Origin of the sequence: Nonomuraea sp. LPB2021202275-12-8, from assembly GCF_037044575.1 — a bacterium.
Lineage (GTDB): Bacteria > Actinomycetota > Actinomycetes > Streptosporangiales > Streptosporangiaceae > Nonomuraea.
The window spans coordinates 656,204-672,303 of sequence record NZ_JBAHWD010000001.1 but is presented as its reverse complement, the minus strand read 5'-3'; the positions used below and the strand labels follow the sequence as shown (position 1 = coordinate 672,303).

Here is a 16,100-nt window from a genome sequence, read left to right as displayed (position 1 = left end):
AACGACCAGGGTTTGTGGACTTTCAGGATAGCCACTGCGTCGCGTACTCCCGCCAGTCCTCCTCGGTCGCCGCGAAGTCCACGTACATCGCGAGGCCGAACCGCTCGCGCCTGCCGTGTTCAGACAGCGCCAGCTTGGCGCCCTGAGCGGCCAGGGCCACGCTCTCCGCGGCGTCACTCCAGGAGACGCCGTGATCGTGGTAGGCCGGTGCGCCTAGGAACACCCACTTGGACTCGGGCACCAGGTCGAGGGCCACCTCCGCCTGCCGCGCGACGTGGCCGCCGTAGAGCGACCCCAGCGGCATGCCCGAGTCGTACGTCATGACGGCGACCTGGTCGACGCGGGCCACGACCTGCTGGAAGAAGCCATGTGACCAGTACTTGTCGTGGTCGAGGGCGGCTCTGGCGGCCAGGCGCATGCCGGGGTACGGCTCAAGTTGCGGGGTGGACGTGGACAGCAGCTTCGTGTGCCGCCTGGTCTGGTCGAGGAGGGTCAGGAAATCGGTGTCGCCGTCGCCGATGGGCTCGAAGTTGTAGTGGATGCCGTCGTAGCCGATCTTCATGATGGCGGCGACGCCGTCCAGCACGTTCTGCCTGGGCCGGGGGTCGTCCAGGTCCAGAACGTTGTTGACTTTCTGGCCGAGCCAGGCGGAGACGCGGACGCCGGGAAGGTGCGTTTTTACCCATTTAACGAAATTTCCGGCGTTGGGGTATTTGGCTGGATCTAGGCGTCCGTCCCGGTTGAAAGGGCCGGAGTGGACGTACAGATCTCTGATGCCCGTGGCGCGGAGCTGTGTGGCGAGCCGCTGCACGTCCGGCTCGGTGCGGCGGCCGTCGACCCACATGTGTCCCAGCCACATGGCGTCATTGCCGGTGCTCTTCGCCCAGTCCGCGGGCGCGCCGGTAAACTGGATACGGAGCGTGCCGGCGACCAAGACGACCAGCGCGATCAGGATGGCCAAGGCGAGCGCGAGCACGCGCAAGCCGCGGCGGAAGACGGTTCGGGCAATCACCCGGGCATGTCACCATGAAAGACTGCTTGACCTCAACCCTGTCGAAACGGACTTCGGTGCGCATTCAGCCTGGCCAGACCGACCCCGCGTTGATCCGCAACTTCTGCATCATCGCGCACATCGACCATGGCAAGTCGACCCTTGCCGACCGGATGCTGCAGATCACCGGCGTGGTCGACGACCGGTCCATGCGCGCCCAATATCTCGACAGGATGGACATCGAGCGCGAGCGCGGCATCACTATCAAGTCGCAGGCCGTGCGGCTGCCCTGGGACGGGCACGTCCTCAACATGATCGACACTCCGGGCCACGTCGACTTCACCTACGAGGTGTCCCGGTCGCTGCAGGCGTGTGAAGGCGCGATCCTGCTGGTCGACGCCGCGCAGGGCATCGAGGCGCAGACGCTGGCCAACCTCTACCTGGCGATGAACAACGACCTGCACATCATCCCGGTGCTCAACAAGATCGACCTGCCCGCGGCGCAGCCGGAGAAGTTCGCCGAGGAGCTGGCCGGGCTGATCGGCTGCGACCCGTCCGACGTGCTGCGCGTGTCGGGCAAGACCGGCGTGGGCGTGCGGGAGCTGCTCGACCACGTGGTCCAGACGGTTCCGCCGCCCGTCGGCGACGCCGACGCGCCCGCCCGCGCGCTGATCTTCGACTCCGTCTACGACACCTACCGGGGCGTCGTGACCTACCTGCGGGTGATCGACGGCCACCTGGGCAAGCGCGAGCGCATCCTCATGATGTCCACCAAGGCCGCGCACGAGACGCTGGAGATCGGCGTCATCTCGCCCGAGCCCAAGGTGTCCGAGCTGGGACTTGGCGTCGGCGAGGTGGGCTACCTGATCAGCGGCGTCAAGGACGTGCGCCAGTCACGGGTCGGCGACACCGTGACCACGGTCGTCAAGCCCGCCGAGGAGATGCTGGCGGGCTACGACCATCCCCGCCCCATGGTGTTCTCCGGCCTGTATCCGATCGACGGCGACCAGTATCCCGAGCTGCGCGAGGCGCTCGACAAGCTCCAGCTCAACGACGCCTCGCTCATCTACGAGCCGGAGACTTCGGCCGCGCTCGGGTTCGGCTTCCGCGTCGGCTTCCTCGGCCTGCTGCACATGGAGATCATCCGTGAGCGGCTGGAGCGGGAGTTCGGCCTGACGCTGATCTCCACCGCGCCCAACGTCGTCTACCGGGTGGTCATGGAGGACGGCAGCGAGCTGACCGTCACCAACCCGTCGGAGTTCCCCACCGGCGGCAAGATCGCGCAGGTCTTCGAGCCGGTCACCAAGTCGACCATTCTGGCCCCGGCCGAGTTCATCGGCGTGATCATGGAGATCTGCCAGGGCAGGCGCGGCCAGCTCCTCGGCATGGACTACCTGTCGGAGGACCGCGTCGAGATCCGCTACACGCTGCCCCTCGGCGAGATCATCTTCGACTTCTTCGACCAGCTCAAGTCCCGCACCCGCGGCTACGCCTCGCTCGACTACGAGCCCGCGGGCGAGCAGGAGTCGGAGCTCGTCAAGGTGGACATCCTGCTGCAGGGCGAGCCGGTCGACGCCTTCAGCGCCATCGTGCACAAGGACAAGGCCTACGCCTACGGCGTCGACATGGCCAAGAAGCTGCGTGAGCTGATCCCCAGGCAGCAGTTCGAGGTGCCGATCCAGGCCGCCATCGGGGCCCGCGTGATCGCCCGCGAGAACATCCGCGCCATCCGCAAGGATGTTCTGGCCAAGTGCTACGGCGGCGACATCTCCCGTAAGCGCAAGCTGCTGGAGAAGCAGAAGGAAGGCAAGAAGCGGATGAAGATGGTCGGCCGCGTCGAGGTGCCCCAGGAGGCCTTCGTCGCAGCTCTGTCGACCGACTCCGGCGCCGACAAGCCCAAGAAGTAGCGCTCTCGGAGTCCGAGGACGTCGGGCGCGGCTGGAAGCGGGGCTACCCGTCACCTCGCCGGGCTCTCGCGCGCAGCACGAACGCGGCGAGCACGGCAGCCCCTGCCAGCGCCTGGGCGACCAGGAAAGCGGTGATCCCCGCAGGCCGCGTCGTCAGGGCCATGGCGGCGGGCAGGCAGCCGAGCAGCGCCAGGTCGACTCCGGTGAGCGCCCAGAACACCGGCCCTGTCGGGATGGCGCCGCCCGCCATCTCGATGACCGGCATCGAATGGTCGACCGGCGCCCTCCTGGCCATCCGCAGGGCGGCGGCTGCGAGCGCCGGCGCGGTCAACGGCCCGAACAGCCACCAGCCACCGCCCGCACCGCCCAGGACGGCCGGCTGGGCGAGCTCGACAACCACCAGCGCCGACGCGGTCCACACCCCGCCGAGCACCGCGGGCAGCAGCGCGCGCGCCAGCAGTGCGGTGCGGGGCCCCACGCCGAGCAGGCGCGCCAGCGCCGGGTTGTCGCCGTCTCTGCGCGCCCCAGACACGCCGGTTGCGGCCACGGCCAGGCCCCCTGCCAGCACGCTCACGCCCACCGCGGGGCCGTGCGCGCCCGCCTGCGCGAGTACGGCGGGCAGCGCCGCGGACGCCGCCAACATCGCGAGCCGCGCCGGGCGGCGCGCCAGCCGGAGCCAGTCCGGCCACGCCATGGCGAGCGGTGCGGGCATCGACGGCCACCGCGCCGAGCGCAGCTTGCGGGCCCGCCAGTGGTTGTCCTCGGCGATCCAGGTCAGCGCGCCTGGATCCAGCGTCACGGCCGCGGACGCCACATGCCCGGCCCTCGTGGAGGCTGCCAGCAGGGACCTGGCGGGCATCCGGCCGAGCATCACCCACGCACGCCGTACCAGAAGAGCGGCGAGGGCCGCCGCGCCCGAAGCGGCGGCGGCCACCGCCGTCAGGGGCGCGCCCGCCGCGGCGGCGAGCGGCACGCGCGCCGGCCCGAACGCCGCGACCAGGGCCACCACCAGGAGCACCGCGAGCGCCGTGGAGAGCCACACGTGCCACGAAGAGGACGCCTGGCCGAGCACGGCCAGCGCCATCCCGCCCGCGCTCGCGGACATCCCCAGCACCATCGCGCCGACGAGCCGCCACGTGAGCTGGTCGGGCGCGCCCAGCACGGACAGCAGTGCCAGCCCCAGCACGGCCCCCGCCACCAGCGCGAGCACCGCCAGGACCCGCGCCGGGCGGGCGAGCACCGCCCGGCGATCCAGAGGTGTCAGCACGAGCCACGCCGCGTCGGACGGGGACAGCAGCACCGGCCCCAGGGCCCGCGCCCCGGCCAGGGCCGCAGCCAGCGACAGCGCCAGCAGCGCTGTGCCGGCCCCCATCCTGGTGACGTCCGCGTGACCGCCCAGCGCCTCCACCGCGGCGAGGGCGGGCCGGCCCAGCACCGCCACGGTCATCGCCAGCATGAACAGGGTCGTGTAGCCGTCGAGCAGGCCGGGGGAGGTGCGGCGCCGCGAACGGACGAACGCCCGCACCTCGCGCACGGAGGCGGCAGGGTGGGTGCTCATGTGGTCCCTCTCGCGGTGCTCACCCGGCCGCCGGCCGGTGAGACCTGACGGCCCCGCGCGGCTAGCGCCTGGTCGTGGGTGGCCATGACGACGCCGCCGCCCTCGGCGGCGTACTCGTCCAGCAGTACGGCCAGCCGCTCGCGGAAGCCGGTGTCGAGGCCGCGCTCCGGCTCGTCGAGCAGCAGGAGCTCGCTGGGCCTCAGCAGCGCGGTGGCGAGGAGGAGGCGCTGACGCTGACCGGTCGACAGGTTCAGCGGCGGCGCGTCGGCGCGCTCGGCCAGGTCGAACAGGCCCAGTGCGGCGTCCACGGTCAGGCGCGGTCCGGTGTGCACGGTGCGTGTCAGCTCCAGGTGCTCGCGGACCGTGAGCCCCGGATACCAGGCCGGCTCCTCGCCCACCAGCACCGCCCGCCGCCAGAAGGCGGGCTCGTCGGCGGGCGGCGCGCCGAACACCTCCACCGTGCCGCCGGTGACGGGCAGGAGCCCGGCCAGGCAGCGGAGGAGGGTCGACTTGCCGGATCCGTTGGGGCCGACCACGGTGACCAGCTCCGCCGCGGCGACGGTCAGGTCGATGTCCCGCAGCACCGGGTTGCCGCCGAGCTCCACGGAGAGGCCGCTGACAGCGATGATCATCTGACGCACGGTTCGAGCCTAGCCACCATGTGACAGGAGTGGCGATCCGGCCGGATCGCCGTGCGGGACGGGGATTCTGTCGGTGGCGGAGGCTAGCTTTGGGTCATCCGAACACCTGTGCGACTGGAGGGTGACATGATTGCTGCTGAGCGATTCGAGCGTGCTGCCGTGCTGGGGGTCGCCGTGGCGGAGGAGACGCGGAGGCTGATCCGGCTGCATCTGATGCCCGCGGAGGTGGGGGAGGACGGCAAGGTCGTGGTGGATGTACCGTTCCCCGACGCCGCCGTGGTGACGGCCCTGCTCGACGTGGCGGCGGACTGTTTCGGCGAGCGGGGCGAGTCGGTCGAGGAGACACGCCAGGCGGCCCTGGAGACGCTCTTACAGCTGGCCGACTTCGACGCCGACTCCCAGCTCAACGCGACAAATCGGTAAACCCATGCGGTGCTGTCGCGTTCCTGGGCTACCGTCGCGGTATGCGTGCTATTTCAGTAAATGTCGGAAAAGCGATTGACGCTGAGTGGGCGGGCAGGCTGGGGCGGACGGCCATCGACAAGCAGCCCGTGACGCACCGCGTGGCGGTCGGCGCCAACGGGCTGGCCGGCGACGAGCGTGCGGACGAGAAGAATCATGGCGCGCCGGGCCACGCCGTCTACTCCTATGCCCGTGAGGACTACGACTGGTGGGAGCGGGAGCTCGGGCGCGAGCTGCGCGACGGCCAGTTCGGTGAAAACCTGACGACGTCCGGCATCGACGTCAACGGCGCGCTGATCGGTGAGCGATGGCGGATCGGGACCGCGCTCCTCGAGGTGAGCGGGCCTCGGGTGCCGTGCGTGGTGTTCCGCAACTGGCTGGACGAGCCGGGCTGGGTCAAGCGGTTCACCGAGACCGGGCGGCCGGGGGCTTACCTGAAGGTCGTTGAGCTGGGGGAGCTGGGCGTGGGCGACGAGGTGGAGGTCGTCTCCAGGCCCGAAGGGAGCGTGACGGTCGCCGAGTCGTTCCTGGCCTATCACGGGGACGAGGAACTGCTGCGCCGCATCCTGGCCGTGCCCGGACACGACAGCCAGTGGGACCGGGTGGCCACCCGCGTCCTGGGGGCCGCCTTCTGACGCCCGGCCGGGCGACCGAACCTCGCGCGGACGCGGGCGCGTGCGCATCCGCGCGAGGAGAAGCGGGGCCGTCCGGCCCCCGCCGCCTCAAGAGCGTGCGGTGGGCCGGAGCGCGGAGGGCTACCTGAGAACCGTGTAGAGGGCCGAGGTGAGGGAGGCGCGGGAGTCGTCCTGGTCGATGGACCACATCATGGAGCCGCCCAGCCCCTTGAGGCGGATGTAGGCCGCCTTCTGCAGCAGCACCGCCGGGTCGTCGTACGACCAGAACTCGTTGCCGTCGTACAGCCAGACCGTGCCGGTGCGCAGGTCGCGGTGGCGCTTGCCGGGCTTGGTCACCAGGTCCTTGTAGTCCTCGCTGCCCGCCGCCCACTTGCCGGGGGCGGGCCCGGCGGCCGGCTTGTAGAGGCCGTCGCCGCCGGCCGTGACGCCGGTCCAGCCCTGGCCGTACGCGGGGACGCCGATGACGAGTTTGCGGGCCGGGGCGCCGCGCCGCAGGTAGTCGCGGACGGTCTGGTCGACGCTGTAGCGGACCTCGTTGGGGTCGCGGCGGTCGGTGAAGAGGTTGCCGTTGTGCCCGGTCCGGGTCTCCCAGCTGCCGCGCAGGTCATAGCCCTGGATGGTGGCGAAGTCGAGCTGGTCGAAGACGCGCCGCACCTCGAAGCCGGCGTCGATCTTGGCCGCGGCGGCGGGGAGGAAGGCGGTGAGCTGGGCCTTGGAGGAGAACGCCGTGAGCTGCGAGCGGAGTTCCTCGACGAAGAGGGTGAAGTTCCGCTTGTCCTCGGGCCGGATGATGTTGCCCTCGGCGCCTGACGAGCCTGGCCACTCCCAGTCCAGGTCGATGCCGTCGAACACGCCTGCTCCCGCTCCCGGTTCGAGGCCGGGGAGGTTCCCGCGGAGCCACAGGTCGACGCAGGATCGGGCGAGTTCGGCGCGGGACTCGGGGGTGAGCACGGCGTCGGAGAAGTACTTCGAGCCCGTCCAGCCGCCCAGCGAGATGAGGGCCTTGAGGCCGGGGTGCTTGGCCTTGAGCTTGCGGAGCTGGTTGAGGTTGCCGTTGAGCGCCTGGCCGGTCTCGTCGGCCACGCCGTCCACGCTCTGCTCGGCGGGGACGGGGCGCTGCCAGTCGGCCCACGGGTCGGCCGAGTAGCAGGCGCCTTCGGGGTTGACGAAGCCGAAGGCGTAGTTGACATGGGTGAGCTTGGCGGCGGCGCCGCTGGTGTCCATGTCCTTGACGTGATAGTTGCGCCCGTAGACGCCCCACTGGATGAAGTAGGCGACCCGCTTGAAACGGGCGTCCTTGCCTGTCTGGACCTGGGCCTGGGCCGGCACCGCGACCGCCGTGAGGCTGAGTAAGAGGGAGAGTGCGATGAGAAGCTTCTTCACGGAGGGCGCCTCCCGGGAGGATTCTTATAGGAAACTTTCCTATAAGTTGCCCGGATCGTAGAGCCACCGGATCGGGCAGTCAATGGCAGCGGGCACACTGGTAGGCGTGCCATCCACGTTGCCTGACGGAGATCCCGCGCCCGCTTCCGGCGAGCTGCCGGACAGCGCCCTGCTCGGCCTCGGCGAGCGGCCGTTCGGCTTCTACGTGCACGTCCCGTTCTGCGTGACACGCTGCGGCTACTGCGACTTCAACACCTACACCGCCACCGAGCTCGGTCCCGGCGCCTCGCACCGCGACTACGCCGACACCGCGATCGCGGAGATACGGCTCGCACGCCGGGTCCTCGGCGAGGTGGATCTTCCGGTCGAGACGGTGTTCTTCGGCGGTGGCACGCCGACGCTGCTGCCGGCCGAGGACCTGGCCAGGATCCTGGCGGCGATCGACGCCGAGTTCGGGCTGAAAGCGGGCGCGGAGGTGACGACGGAGGCGAACCCCGAGTCCGTCGATCCGCACTATCTGGAAAGACTCCGCGCAGGCGGCTTCAACCGGGTCAGCTTCGGCATGCAGAGCGCCCGCGAGCACGTGCTGAAGGTGCTCGACCGCCAGCACACGCCGGGCAGGGCCGCGCAGGCCGTGCTGGAGGCGCGCAAGGCCGGGTTCGAGCACGTCAACCTCGACCTGATCTACAGCACGCCGGGAGAGTCCGACGACGACTGGCGCGCCTCGCTGGCGGCCGCGGTCGCCGCCGAGCCCGACCATGTCTCGGCCTACTCGCTCATCGTCGAGGAGGGCACTCGGCTGTCGGCCAGGATCCGCCGCGGCGAGCTGCCGATGCCCGACGACGACGTGGCCGCCGACCGCTACCTGATCGCCGACGCGATGCTGGCCGAGGCCGGATTCCGCTGGTACGAGGTGTCCAACTGGGCCACCTCCGACGACGCCCGCTGCCGCCACAACCTGCTCTACTGGACCGGCGGCGACTGGTGGGCCGTCGGCCCCGGCGCGCACAGCCACGTCGGCGGCACCCGCTGGTGGAACGTCAAACACCCCGCCCCCTACGCCCAGCGCCTCGCCGAGGGCGTCTCGCCCGCGCACGCCCGCGAGGAACTGACCGCCGACGACCGCGTCACCGAGCGCCTCATGCTGGAGCTCAGGCTGTCATCCGGTTACCCGCTCGCCGACGTCGCCCCTCGGGCGCGCACGCGAGTCGCCGCGGCCCTGGCCGAGGGGCTGCTGGAGCCGGAGGCGTTCAAGACCGGCCTGATGGTGCTCACCCTGCGCGGGCGGCTGCTCGCCGACGCGCTGGTGCGCGACCTGCTCAGCTGATCAGCCGGATGCTGACCGGGTAGCGGTAGTTCGCGCCCTGGTTGGCGGCTATGGCGGCCTGGATCTGGAAGATCAGCGACACGACCCAGACGACCGGGATCAGCAGGAACCCGATCAGGACGATCGCCAGGACGCCGGCCACCATGTAGCCGATGAACACGGTGATCTGGAAGTTGAGCGCCTCGGCCGCCTGGTCCCTGACATACGGGGACTCGTCCTTCTTCACCAGGTAGAGGACCAGCGGGCCGACCCACGAGATGAGCAGGCCGAGCAGGTGCGCCACCATGGCCATGGTGGTGTCGTCGCTACCCGGACGCGGGCCGTACCTGCCGGGTGTGTGCGGCTGACGTTGCGGCGGACCCGCGTACCCCGGCGGCGGCGCGTATCCGGGTGGTGGTGCGTATCCGGGCGGCGGCGCGTATCCGGGCGGCGGTGGGGCGTACCCGGGCGGCGGCGGTGGCTGACCGTAGCCGTAACCGGGCTGAGGCTCCTGCCCAGGCTGGAAGCCGTACTGCGGGGGCTGAGGGGTGTACGGGAAGCCGGGCCGCGACTCGGGCTGGGGGCCGGGCTGTGGGTCGTACTGATGGCGGGGCTGTGACTCAGAGTCGGGGCCGGGCTGAGAGTCGGGCTGTGGGTTGTACGGGGAGCCGGGTTGGGATTCGGGCTGGGAGCCCGGCTGAGGGGCGGGGCCTGGGGTGGGGTGGGCGCTTGGCTCGGGTTGGTCTGCCCGGCCACCCTGCGGACTGTGCTCGGGCTGAGGACCGGACTGGCCGCCAGGACCGGGCCGATCGCCATGGTCGGGGTGGGCTGCGGGAGTGGGCTGCGCGCCCGAGGTGGGCTGGGCGCCCGAAGTGGGCTGGGCGCCCGAGGTGGGCTGGGGAACCGGGCCCGGCTGGGCATCCGGGTCAGGCTGGGGATTTTGGCCCGGCTGGGTGTCCGGGTCGGGCTCGGCGGTGGAGCCGGGCTGCTCGGCGGTGGAGCCGGGCTGGAGGCCGGGGTCGGGCGGGGCGGGGTCCTGCCGGCCCGAGGAACGGGCGCCGGGGATGCGGACCGTCGCGTCGTCGTCCGGTGGGGGGTGCGGGTCCTGGCTCATGATGCCTCCGTTACGAAGTCGATGAGTTCCTCTACCCGGCCGAGGAGTTCGGGCTCCAGGTCCGCGTAGCTGGAGACGGCGCCGAGGATGCGCCGCCACGCGTCGGCCGGCTCCACGCGCCAGCCCAGCGCGGCGATCACGCCTTCCTTCCACGGCACCCCTCGCGGCACGTCCGGCCAGGCCGGGATCCCGACCGAGGACGGCTTGACCGCCTGCCAGATGTCGATGAACGGGTGACCGACCACGAGCACGTGCGGAGAGGTCACCCGGGCGGCGATGCGGCTCTCCTTGGAGCCCGCCACCAGGTGGTCGACGAGGACGCCGAGCCGGCGACCCGGCTCGGGCGCGAACTCGTCGACGATCTCCGGCAGATCGTCCACGCCCTCCAGATACTCGACCACGACGCCCTCGACGCGCAGGTCGTGGCCCCAGATCTTCTCCACCAGCGCGGCATCGTGCACGCCTTCGACATAGATGCGGCTCTGCCTGGCCACCCTGGCGCGCAGCCCCTCCACGGCGATCGAGCCGGACGCGCTGCGCCTCGGGGCCCGCGCCGTGGCGGCCTGTGGCCGTACCAGCGTCACGACCTTGCCCTCCAGCCGGAACGCGGCGGGCTCGAGCGGGAACAGCCGGCGCCTGCCGAAGCGGTCCTCCAGGGTGACCGCCTCCTTGTCGCAGGCCACCACGGCGCCGCAGAAGCCGCTGTCGGCGTCTTCCACGACCAGATCCGGCTCGGCCGGCACCTGGGGAATCTTGCCCTTGCCCGGGCGCCGCCAGTTTCCCGCGAGAACATCACCCTCGTACACACGGGGACCGTAGCAAATCACCCTCTGACTGCAAGGCGCTTCCGGTGGCTGCTGCGGCGTACCAGCACCACGATCGTCACGATGATCGCGGCGAGCACGCAGACTCCGGGGACGAGCACCAGCAACGCCACCCCGCCCAGGACCCCGCCCACGGCGGCGGTCACGTCACGGCCGACGCCGAACCGCACGTCCGCCTGCTCCTGGGTGATGCAGGTGAGTTGGTAGTCGCCCGCGGCGGGCGCGTTGATTCGCAGGACCTGCTGCCACTTCGTGCCCTCCAGCGTGAGGTTCTGCGTGCCGGACACCGGCAACAGGGTGGCCCGGCCGGGGCCGCCGGAGATCTGGCACTGGTAGTGCACCCGCGTGTCGCTGGCGAGGTAGACGACGGGGGCGTCGGCCGGGTCGAGCGACACGACGGCCCGCTCGCCGGCGGTGAAGGTCTTGGTCGGCGCCACGCTCTCCACACTGTTGACCAAACCGCTGACGGAGAGGATCACGCCTGCGACGATGCACGCGACGGCGAGCCCCCAGGCGACGCCGATCCACCGCAACCGGGGCCTGACCGCCTTCGGGTCCACGGGCGGCGCGAACGGCGGCTGGAACGGTTGGCCGAACTGGTCGAAGGCAGGCTGGTCGAAGGCAGGCTGGTCGAAGGCGGGCTGGCCGTACTGCTGGGGCCCGCTCTGCTGGGGCCCGCTCTGGCCGTACTGCTGGGGTCCGCTCTGTTGGGGCCCGCTCTGGCCGTACTGCTGGGGTCCGCTCTGGTCGAACAGCGGTGCCTGGCCGTACTGCGGTGGTCCCTGGCCGTACTGCGGTGGTTGCGCGTATTGAGGGGGTTGCGCGTACTGCGGTGGTGGGCCGTACTGGGGTGGTGGCCCGTACGGTGGCGGCTGCCCGTGCGGGGGTGGCTGACCGTACGGCTGCGGCTGTCCTTGCGGTGGTGGGCCGTACTGGTCGGGCTGTCCCTGCGGTGGCGGGCCGTACGGGGAGGATTGTGGTGGCTCGTCGGAGGAATGCCCCGGCTCTGACGGGGGACCGTATGGCGGAGGGTGTGATTTGTCGGTCATGTCGGCAAGTGTGAGGCTTGTTATTCACGCACGCCAGCAGCGGTGAGCCCACGGCGTTATCGCACCTTGTGAGTGAGAGCCGTACACTTGGCACTCGGGAACACAGAGTGCTAGACCTGGCGTTTCCCGTAAGGCAGCGGTAGGAGGTGCGCACGTGCTCGACGATCGTAAACTCGCGGTGCTTCGCGCCATTGTCGAAGATTACGTGTCGACCAACGAACCGGTGGGCTCCAAGGCGCTCGCCGAGCGTCACAACCTGAAGGTCTCGCCGGCGACGGTCAGAAACGACATGGCCGCGCTGGAGGAGGAGGGGTACATCACCCAGCCGCACACCAGCGCCGGGCGGGTGCCGACGGACAAGGGATATCGCCTGTTCGTGGACAGGCTCTCCCAGATCAAGCCGCTGTCCGGAGCCGAGCGCAGGGCGATCGAGACCTTCCTGGCGGGCGCGGTGGACCTCGACGACGTGGTGACCCGCACGGTGCGGCTGCTCGCGCAGCTGACCAGGCAGGTCGCCGTCGTGCAGTATCCGACGCTGACCCGCTCCACGGTGCGTCACGTCGAGCTCGTGCCGCTCACCGAGCGGCGCGTCATGCTGGTGCTGATCACCAACACCGGCCGCGTCGAGCAGCGCGTGATCGAGCTGCCCGAAGTGGTGGAGGACACCCGCATCGCGCACCTGCGCGCGGTGCTCAACAGCTGTCTCGACGGCTGCGGGCTGGGCAACGTGCCCGACCTGGTGGCCGACCTGCCCGAGCGGCTGCCGGCCGAGGATCGTCCCGCCGTGGCGACGATCCTGTCCGTCCTCCTCGAAACGCTCGTCGAGCGCCACGACGAGAAGATCGTCTTCGCCGGTGCCGCCAACCTCGCCGGAGCCGGCTTCAGCGTCGGGCTGCGCGACGTGCTCGAGGCGCTGGAGGAGCAGGTCGTGCTCATGCGGCTGCTCGGCGAGACATCCACAGACACCCCGTCCGCGCTCACCGTGCGCATCGGATCGGAGAACGCCTACACCGGACTCCGCGGCACGTCCATCGTCGCAACGGGATACGGTTCAGGCGACAACCAACTGGCCCGGCTCGGCGTGCTGGGTCCCACGAGGATGGACTACCCCGTGACGATGGGCGCCGTGCGCGCGGTGGCACGCTACGTCAGCCAGATCCTGGCTGCATCTTAAGAGGTCGATAAGTGGCAAACAGCGACTACTACGCCACCCTCGGGGTGCGCCGTGACGCCAGTCAGGACGAGATCAAGAAGGCCTATCGCCGGCTGGCTCGCGAGCTGCACCCTGACGTGAATCCCGATCCCGCCACCCAAGAGCGGTTCAAGGAGATCACGCAGGCCTACGAGGTGCTGTCGGATCCGAGCAAGCGCCAGATGTACGACCTGGGCGGCGACCCGTTCGGCGGCGCGGGCGCGGCGGCCGGCGCCGGCGGCTTCGGCGCGGGGTTCCCGTTCAGCGACATCATGGACGCCTTCTTCGGCACCGCCGCCGGCGCGCGCGGTCCGCGAAGCCGCGCCCGCAGGGGCCGCAACGCGACCATCCGGGTCGAGCTCGACCTGCGCGAGACCGCGTTCGGCACCACCCGCGAGCTGGTCGTCGACACGGCCGTGATGTGCGAGGTGTGCCAGGGCGCCGGCGCGGCGCCGGGCACCCACCCCGACACCTGTGACATGTGCAACGGCCGCGGTGAGATCTCGCAGGTCACCCGGTCGTTCCTGGGCCAGGTCATGACCTCGCGGCCATGCCCGCAGTGCGGCGGCTTCGGCAGCATCATCCGCCACCCGTGCCAGGAGTGCTCCGGCGACGGCCGGGTGCGCACCCGCCGCACGATCAAGGTGCGCATCCCCGCGGGCGTCGAGGACGGCACCCACATCCAGCTCGCCGGCGAGGGCGAGGTCGGCCCCGGCGGCGGCCCGCCCGGAGACCTCTTCCTGGAGATCGTCGAGCGCCCGCACGAGATCTACGAACGGCGCGGCGACGACCTCCACTGCACCGTCCAGATCCCGATGACGGCCGCCGCGCTCGGCACCATCCTCACCGTCGAGACGCTCGACGGCGCCGAGGAGATCGACGTCCGGCCGGGCACGCAGTCGGGCCAGGTCATCACCATGTACGGGCGCGGCGTGCAGCGGCTCAACGAGACGGGCCGGGGCGACCTGCTCATCCACGTGAACGTCGAGACCCCGCACCGCCTCGACACCGCCCAGGAGGAGCTGCTGCGCGAGCTGGCCAAGCTGCGCGGCGAGGAGCGCCCGCCGGGCAAGTTCGCCCCGGGCCAGCAGGGCTTCTTCTCGCGGCTGCGCGACGCCTTCAACGGGCGCTGAGGCCGCCGAGCAGCTCTGGCGGCTGCTCGGGCCGCGGCGCCACCGCCATCAGCTCCTCCGGGAGCGCCACCCGCGCGGTGACGCCGCAGCGGAGCGACTCGTGCAGCCACACCCTGACGCCGAGCCGCTCGGCCAGCCTGCCCACCACGTGGTGGCCCAGGCACCGGGTGGGGGCCACCAGGAAGCTCTCCTCGCCGCGTAGCCGGGCGTTGGACGTGGCCAGCTCCTCGGTGGTCATGCCGACGCCGTGATCGGTGATGGTGATGCGGCACTCGCCGTCGTCGGCGCGTGCCCACACCTCCACCTGCGAATCGGGTGGCGAGAAGGTCAGCGCGTTCTCCACCAGCTCGGCCAGCAGGTGGGCCACCTCGGCCACGACCGCGCCCCTGAGCGGCGCGCCGTCCACCACGCGCAGCGTGACCCGGTGGTGGTCCTCGACCTCGGTCAGGGCCAGGCGCAGCACGTCGGCCACCGGGACGGGCTCCGACGAGCGGCGCGGTCCCCGCTTGCCGGCCAGGACCAGCAGGCTCTCGGCGTTGCGGCGCATGCGGCTCGTCAGGCGGTCCAGCTCGCAGAGCCTGGCCAGGGTGGCGGGGTCGGACTCGTTGCGCTGCAGCACGCTGATGAAGCTGAGCTGGCGGTGCACCAGGTTGCGGTGGCGCACGCCGAGGTCGACCAGCGACTCGGTGGTGTCGCGCCGCAGTGCCGTCCGCTCGGCCGCCATCCGTACGGCGCTGCGGTGCATGTCGCCGAGCGCGCCGGCCACCTCCGCGAACTCGTCGTCGCGGCGGCCGGCCCAGGGCAGCGCGGGGACGCCGGGGCCGGCGGGAGGGTCGCCGGACGGCGGGAGGCCGTCCTCGACGCGGGCGACGTGGTCGGCCAGCTCGCCCGCCTGGCCGGCCAGGCGCCGCAGGGGGCGCAGGATCGAGCGGGCGGTGAGCGCGCCGAGCACGAGCATGCCCAGGACCAGCGCGGCCCCCAGCGAGCCGAGCACGGTCAGGTGCCGGGTGCCGCGCTCCTCGGCCGCCAGGGCCAGCGCGCGCACCTCCTCCGTCACCGACTGCTGCACGCTCCTCAGGGCGTCGTCGTAGGCGGTGGTCGCGGTATGCCAGGCACGTGGGCTCACCGACAGCGCCGTGCCGCCCTCGACGGCCTCCAGCTCCATCGCGGCGACCCGGGCCGTCCGGCCGCTGTGCTGGGCGCCGGCCAGGGCCGCCTTGCCCGCCGGGGTGGCCAGCCGCTCGAACCTGGCGAAGGCGTCCGCCTTGGCGGCGCGCATCTGGAGGAGGCCGAGGTGGCTCTCAGGGGTGAACGAGCCCGCCGCGAACGCCCCCGTGATGGTGGCTCGCTCCTGGCAGGCCTCCTCCTTGGCTCTGCTGATGGCCTCCAGCGCCTGCAGTCCGCGCGCCAGCGCCGGATCGCCGCGCCCCGGCCCGGCGGCGGAGGCGTCCAGCAGGGCCGAGATCGCCCCCGTGAACGAGGCGAAGGCCGTCTGCGCGGTGGCGGTGCCGGAGCGCGCCGCCCGCAGGCCCGCGAGCGGGTCGCGCACGCCGGGTGTCAGCGCGTCGAGCCTGGCCCTGGCCCGGTCCGTGGCGCGGCGTCCGGAGTCCAGCTCGGCCGCGAACCGGGTGTCACCGGCGAGCAGTCCCACGGTGAGGCCGCGCTCGCGCTGGAGCGAGTGGATCAGCTCCTGCGTGGCGAGCACCCGGCCGGCGTGGCGGGCGGTCGCGGCGGCCTCATCCCTGGTGCGCCACCGGTCCGCGGCGCCCGCTCCCAGGCCGGCTATCAGCAGGAGCGTCGAGACGGCCAGCGGCAGGGCGAGGCGCGCCCTGACGGGCGGCGGCCAGGGGAGCCGGCGGGAGACGGTCATCGCGCTGACCCCTCGTAAAGTGACTCAGGAAAGTG

General features: G+C 71.5%; 15 protein-coding genes. 7 read left to right on the top strand and 8 right to left on the bottom strand.

Annotated elements, in window-relative coordinates:
* Nucleotides 1-22 precede the first annotated feature (22 nt).
* Nucleotides 23-1,012 carry a hypothetical protein gene (locus tag V5E28_RS03195; protein WP_336204781.1) on the bottom strand — a complete coding sequence of 330 codons (990 nt, stop codon included), beginning with the start codon at nucleotides 1,010-1,012 and terminating at the stop codon, nucleotides 23-25.
* Between the two features lie 56 nt (nucleotides 1,013-1,068).
* Between V5E28_RS03195 and lepA the strand changes: the two genes are divergently transcribed.
* Entirely contained in the window at nucleotides 1,069-2,898 is a 1,830-nt protein-coding gene (gene lepA, locus V5E28_RS03190; RefSeq protein ID WP_336204780.1) for a translation elongation factor 4, read from the top strand.
* Between the two features lie 43 nt (nucleotides 2,899-2,941).
* Here the strand turns inward: lepA and V5E28_RS03185 are convergent, their stop codons facing one another.
* Both V5E28_RS03185 and V5E28_RS03180 read right to left on the bottom strand, forming a co-directional pair.
* Nucleotides 2,942-4,456: a DUF6297 family protein gene (locus V5E28_RS03185; protein WP_336204779.1), complete on the bottom strand. Its 1,515-nt coding sequence runs from the start codon at nucleotides 4,454-4,456 to the stop codon at nucleotides 2,942-2,944.
* The gene (locus V5E28_RS03180; RefSeq protein WP_336204778.1) at nucleotides 4,453-5,088 is read right to left on the bottom strand and encodes an ABC transporter ATP-binding protein; all 636 of its coding nucleotides are present in this window, start codon (nucleotides 5,086-5,088) and stop codon (nucleotides 4,453-4,455) included. The genes V5E28_RS03185 and V5E28_RS03180 overlap by 4 nt, the downstream gene beginning before the upstream one ends.
* 135 nt (nucleotides 5,089-5,223) lie before the next feature.
* Between V5E28_RS03180 and V5E28_RS03175 the strand changes: the two genes are divergently transcribed.
* Both V5E28_RS03175 and V5E28_RS03170 read left to right on the top strand, forming a co-directional pair.
* Entirely contained in the window at nucleotides 5,224-5,520 is a 297-nt protein-coding gene (locus V5E28_RS03175) for a hypothetical protein (protein WP_336204777.1), read from the top strand.
* A gap of 128 nt (nucleotides 5,521-5,648) precedes the next feature.
* On the top strand, nucleotides 5,649-6,194 hold the full coding sequence (locus V5E28_RS03170; RefSeq protein ID WP_336204776.1) for an MOSC domain-containing protein: 546 nt from the start codon (nucleotides 5,649-5,651) through the stop codon (nucleotides 6,192-6,194).
* Nucleotides 6,195-6,314: 120 nt separating this feature from the next.
* On the opposite strand, the gene V5E28_RS03165 is transcribed toward V5E28_RS03170, so the two are convergent.
* Entirely contained in the window at nucleotides 6,315-7,577 is a 1,263-nt protein-coding gene (locus V5E28_RS03165; RefSeq protein ID WP_336204775.1) for a glycoside hydrolase family 18 protein, read from the bottom strand.
* 106 nt (nucleotides 7,578-7,683) lie between these two features.
* Between V5E28_RS03165 and hemW the strand changes: the two genes are divergently transcribed.
* Nucleotides 7,684-8,904, top strand: coding sequence for a radical SAM family heme chaperone HemW (gene hemW, locus V5E28_RS03160; protein WP_336204774.1), 1,221 nt, complete (start codon nucleotides 7,684-7,686; stop codon nucleotides 8,902-8,904).
* On the opposite strand, the gene V5E28_RS03155 is transcribed toward hemW, so the two are convergent.
* From V5E28_RS03155 to V5E28_RS03145, 3 genes are read right to left on the bottom strand one after another with little or no spacing between them, the layout of a single operon-like run.
* Nucleotides 8,897-9,997 carry a DUF4870 domain-containing protein gene (locus V5E28_RS03155; RefSeq protein ID WP_336204773.1) on the bottom strand — a complete coding sequence of 367 codons (1,101 nt, stop codon included), beginning with the start codon at nucleotides 9,995-9,997 and terminating at the stop codon, nucleotides 8,897-8,899. The two genes, hemW and V5E28_RS03155, sit on opposite strands and share 8 nt — an antisense overlap.
* Complete coding sequence (locus V5E28_RS03150) at nucleotides 9,994-10,803, bottom strand: DUF3097 domain-containing protein (protein ID WP_336204772.1); 810 nt, start codon at nucleotides 10,801-10,803, stop codon at nucleotides 9,994-9,996. Before V5E28_RS03150 ends, V5E28_RS03155 begins: the two co-directional genes overlap by 4 nt.
* Nucleotides 10,804-10,820: 17 nt before the next feature.
* A complete protein-coding gene (locus V5E28_RS03145) occupies nucleotides 10,821-11,381 on the bottom strand; it encodes a hypothetical protein (RefSeq protein WP_336204771.1) in 561 nt (186 codons plus the stop codon).
* 27 nt (nucleotides 11,382-11,408) lie between these two features.
* On the opposite strand from V5E28_RS03145, the gene V5E28_RS03140 reads away from it, so the two are divergent.
* The 3 genes from V5E28_RS03140 to dnaJ all read left to right on the top strand — a co-directional run bounded on the left by V5E28_RS03140 (nucleotide 11,409) and on the right by dnaJ (nucleotide 14,195).
* The gene (locus V5E28_RS03140) at nucleotides 11,409-11,831 is read left to right on the top strand and encodes a hypothetical protein (RefSeq protein ID WP_336204770.1); all 423 of its coding nucleotides are present in this window, start codon (nucleotides 11,409-11,411) and stop codon (nucleotides 11,829-11,831) included.
* Nucleotides 11,832-12,024: 193 nt separating this feature from the next.
* Complete coding sequence (hrcA, locus tag V5E28_RS03135) at nucleotides 12,025-13,044, top strand: heat-inducible transcriptional repressor HrcA (RefSeq protein ID WP_336204768.1); 1,020 nt, start codon at nucleotides 12,025-12,027, stop codon at nucleotides 13,042-13,044.
* An 11-nt stretch (nucleotides 13,045-13,055) separates the two neighbouring features.
* Nucleotides 13,056-14,195, top strand: coding sequence for a molecular chaperone DnaJ (dnaJ, locus tag V5E28_RS03130; RefSeq protein ID WP_336204766.1), 1,140 nt, complete (start codon nucleotides 13,056-13,058; stop codon nucleotides 14,193-14,195).
* Here the strand turns inward: dnaJ and V5E28_RS03125 are convergent.
* Nucleotides 14,182-16,065: a sensor histidine kinase gene (locus V5E28_RS03125; RefSeq protein WP_336204764.1), complete on the bottom strand. Its 1,884-nt coding sequence runs from the start codon at nucleotides 16,063-16,065 to the stop codon at nucleotides 14,182-14,184. The genes dnaJ and V5E28_RS03125 overlap by 14 nt on opposite strands.
* Nucleotides 16,066-16,100: the final 35 nt, after the last annotated feature.

Coding starts and splice junctions, on each gene's coding strand:
- V5E28_RS03185 (WP_336204779.1), bottom strand. CDS start 4,456: ATGAGCACCCACCCTGCCGCCTCCGTGCGCGAGGTGCGGGCGTTCGTC.
- V5E28_RS03180 (WP_336204778.1), bottom strand. CDS start 5,088: ATGATCATCGCTGTCAGCGGCCTCTCCGTGGAGCTCGGCGGCAACCCG.
- V5E28_RS03175 (WP_336204777.1), top strand. CDS start 5,224: ATGATTGCTGCTGAGCGATTCGAGCGTGCTGCCGTGCTGGGGGTCGCC.
- V5E28_RS03155 (WP_336204773.1), bottom strand. CDS start 9,997: ATGAGCCAGGACCCGCACCCCCCACCGGACGACGACGCGACGGTCCGC.
- V5E28_RS03125 (WP_336204764.1), bottom strand. CDS start 16,065: ATGACCGTCTCCCGCCGGCTCCCCTGGCCGCCGCCCGTCAGGGCGCGC.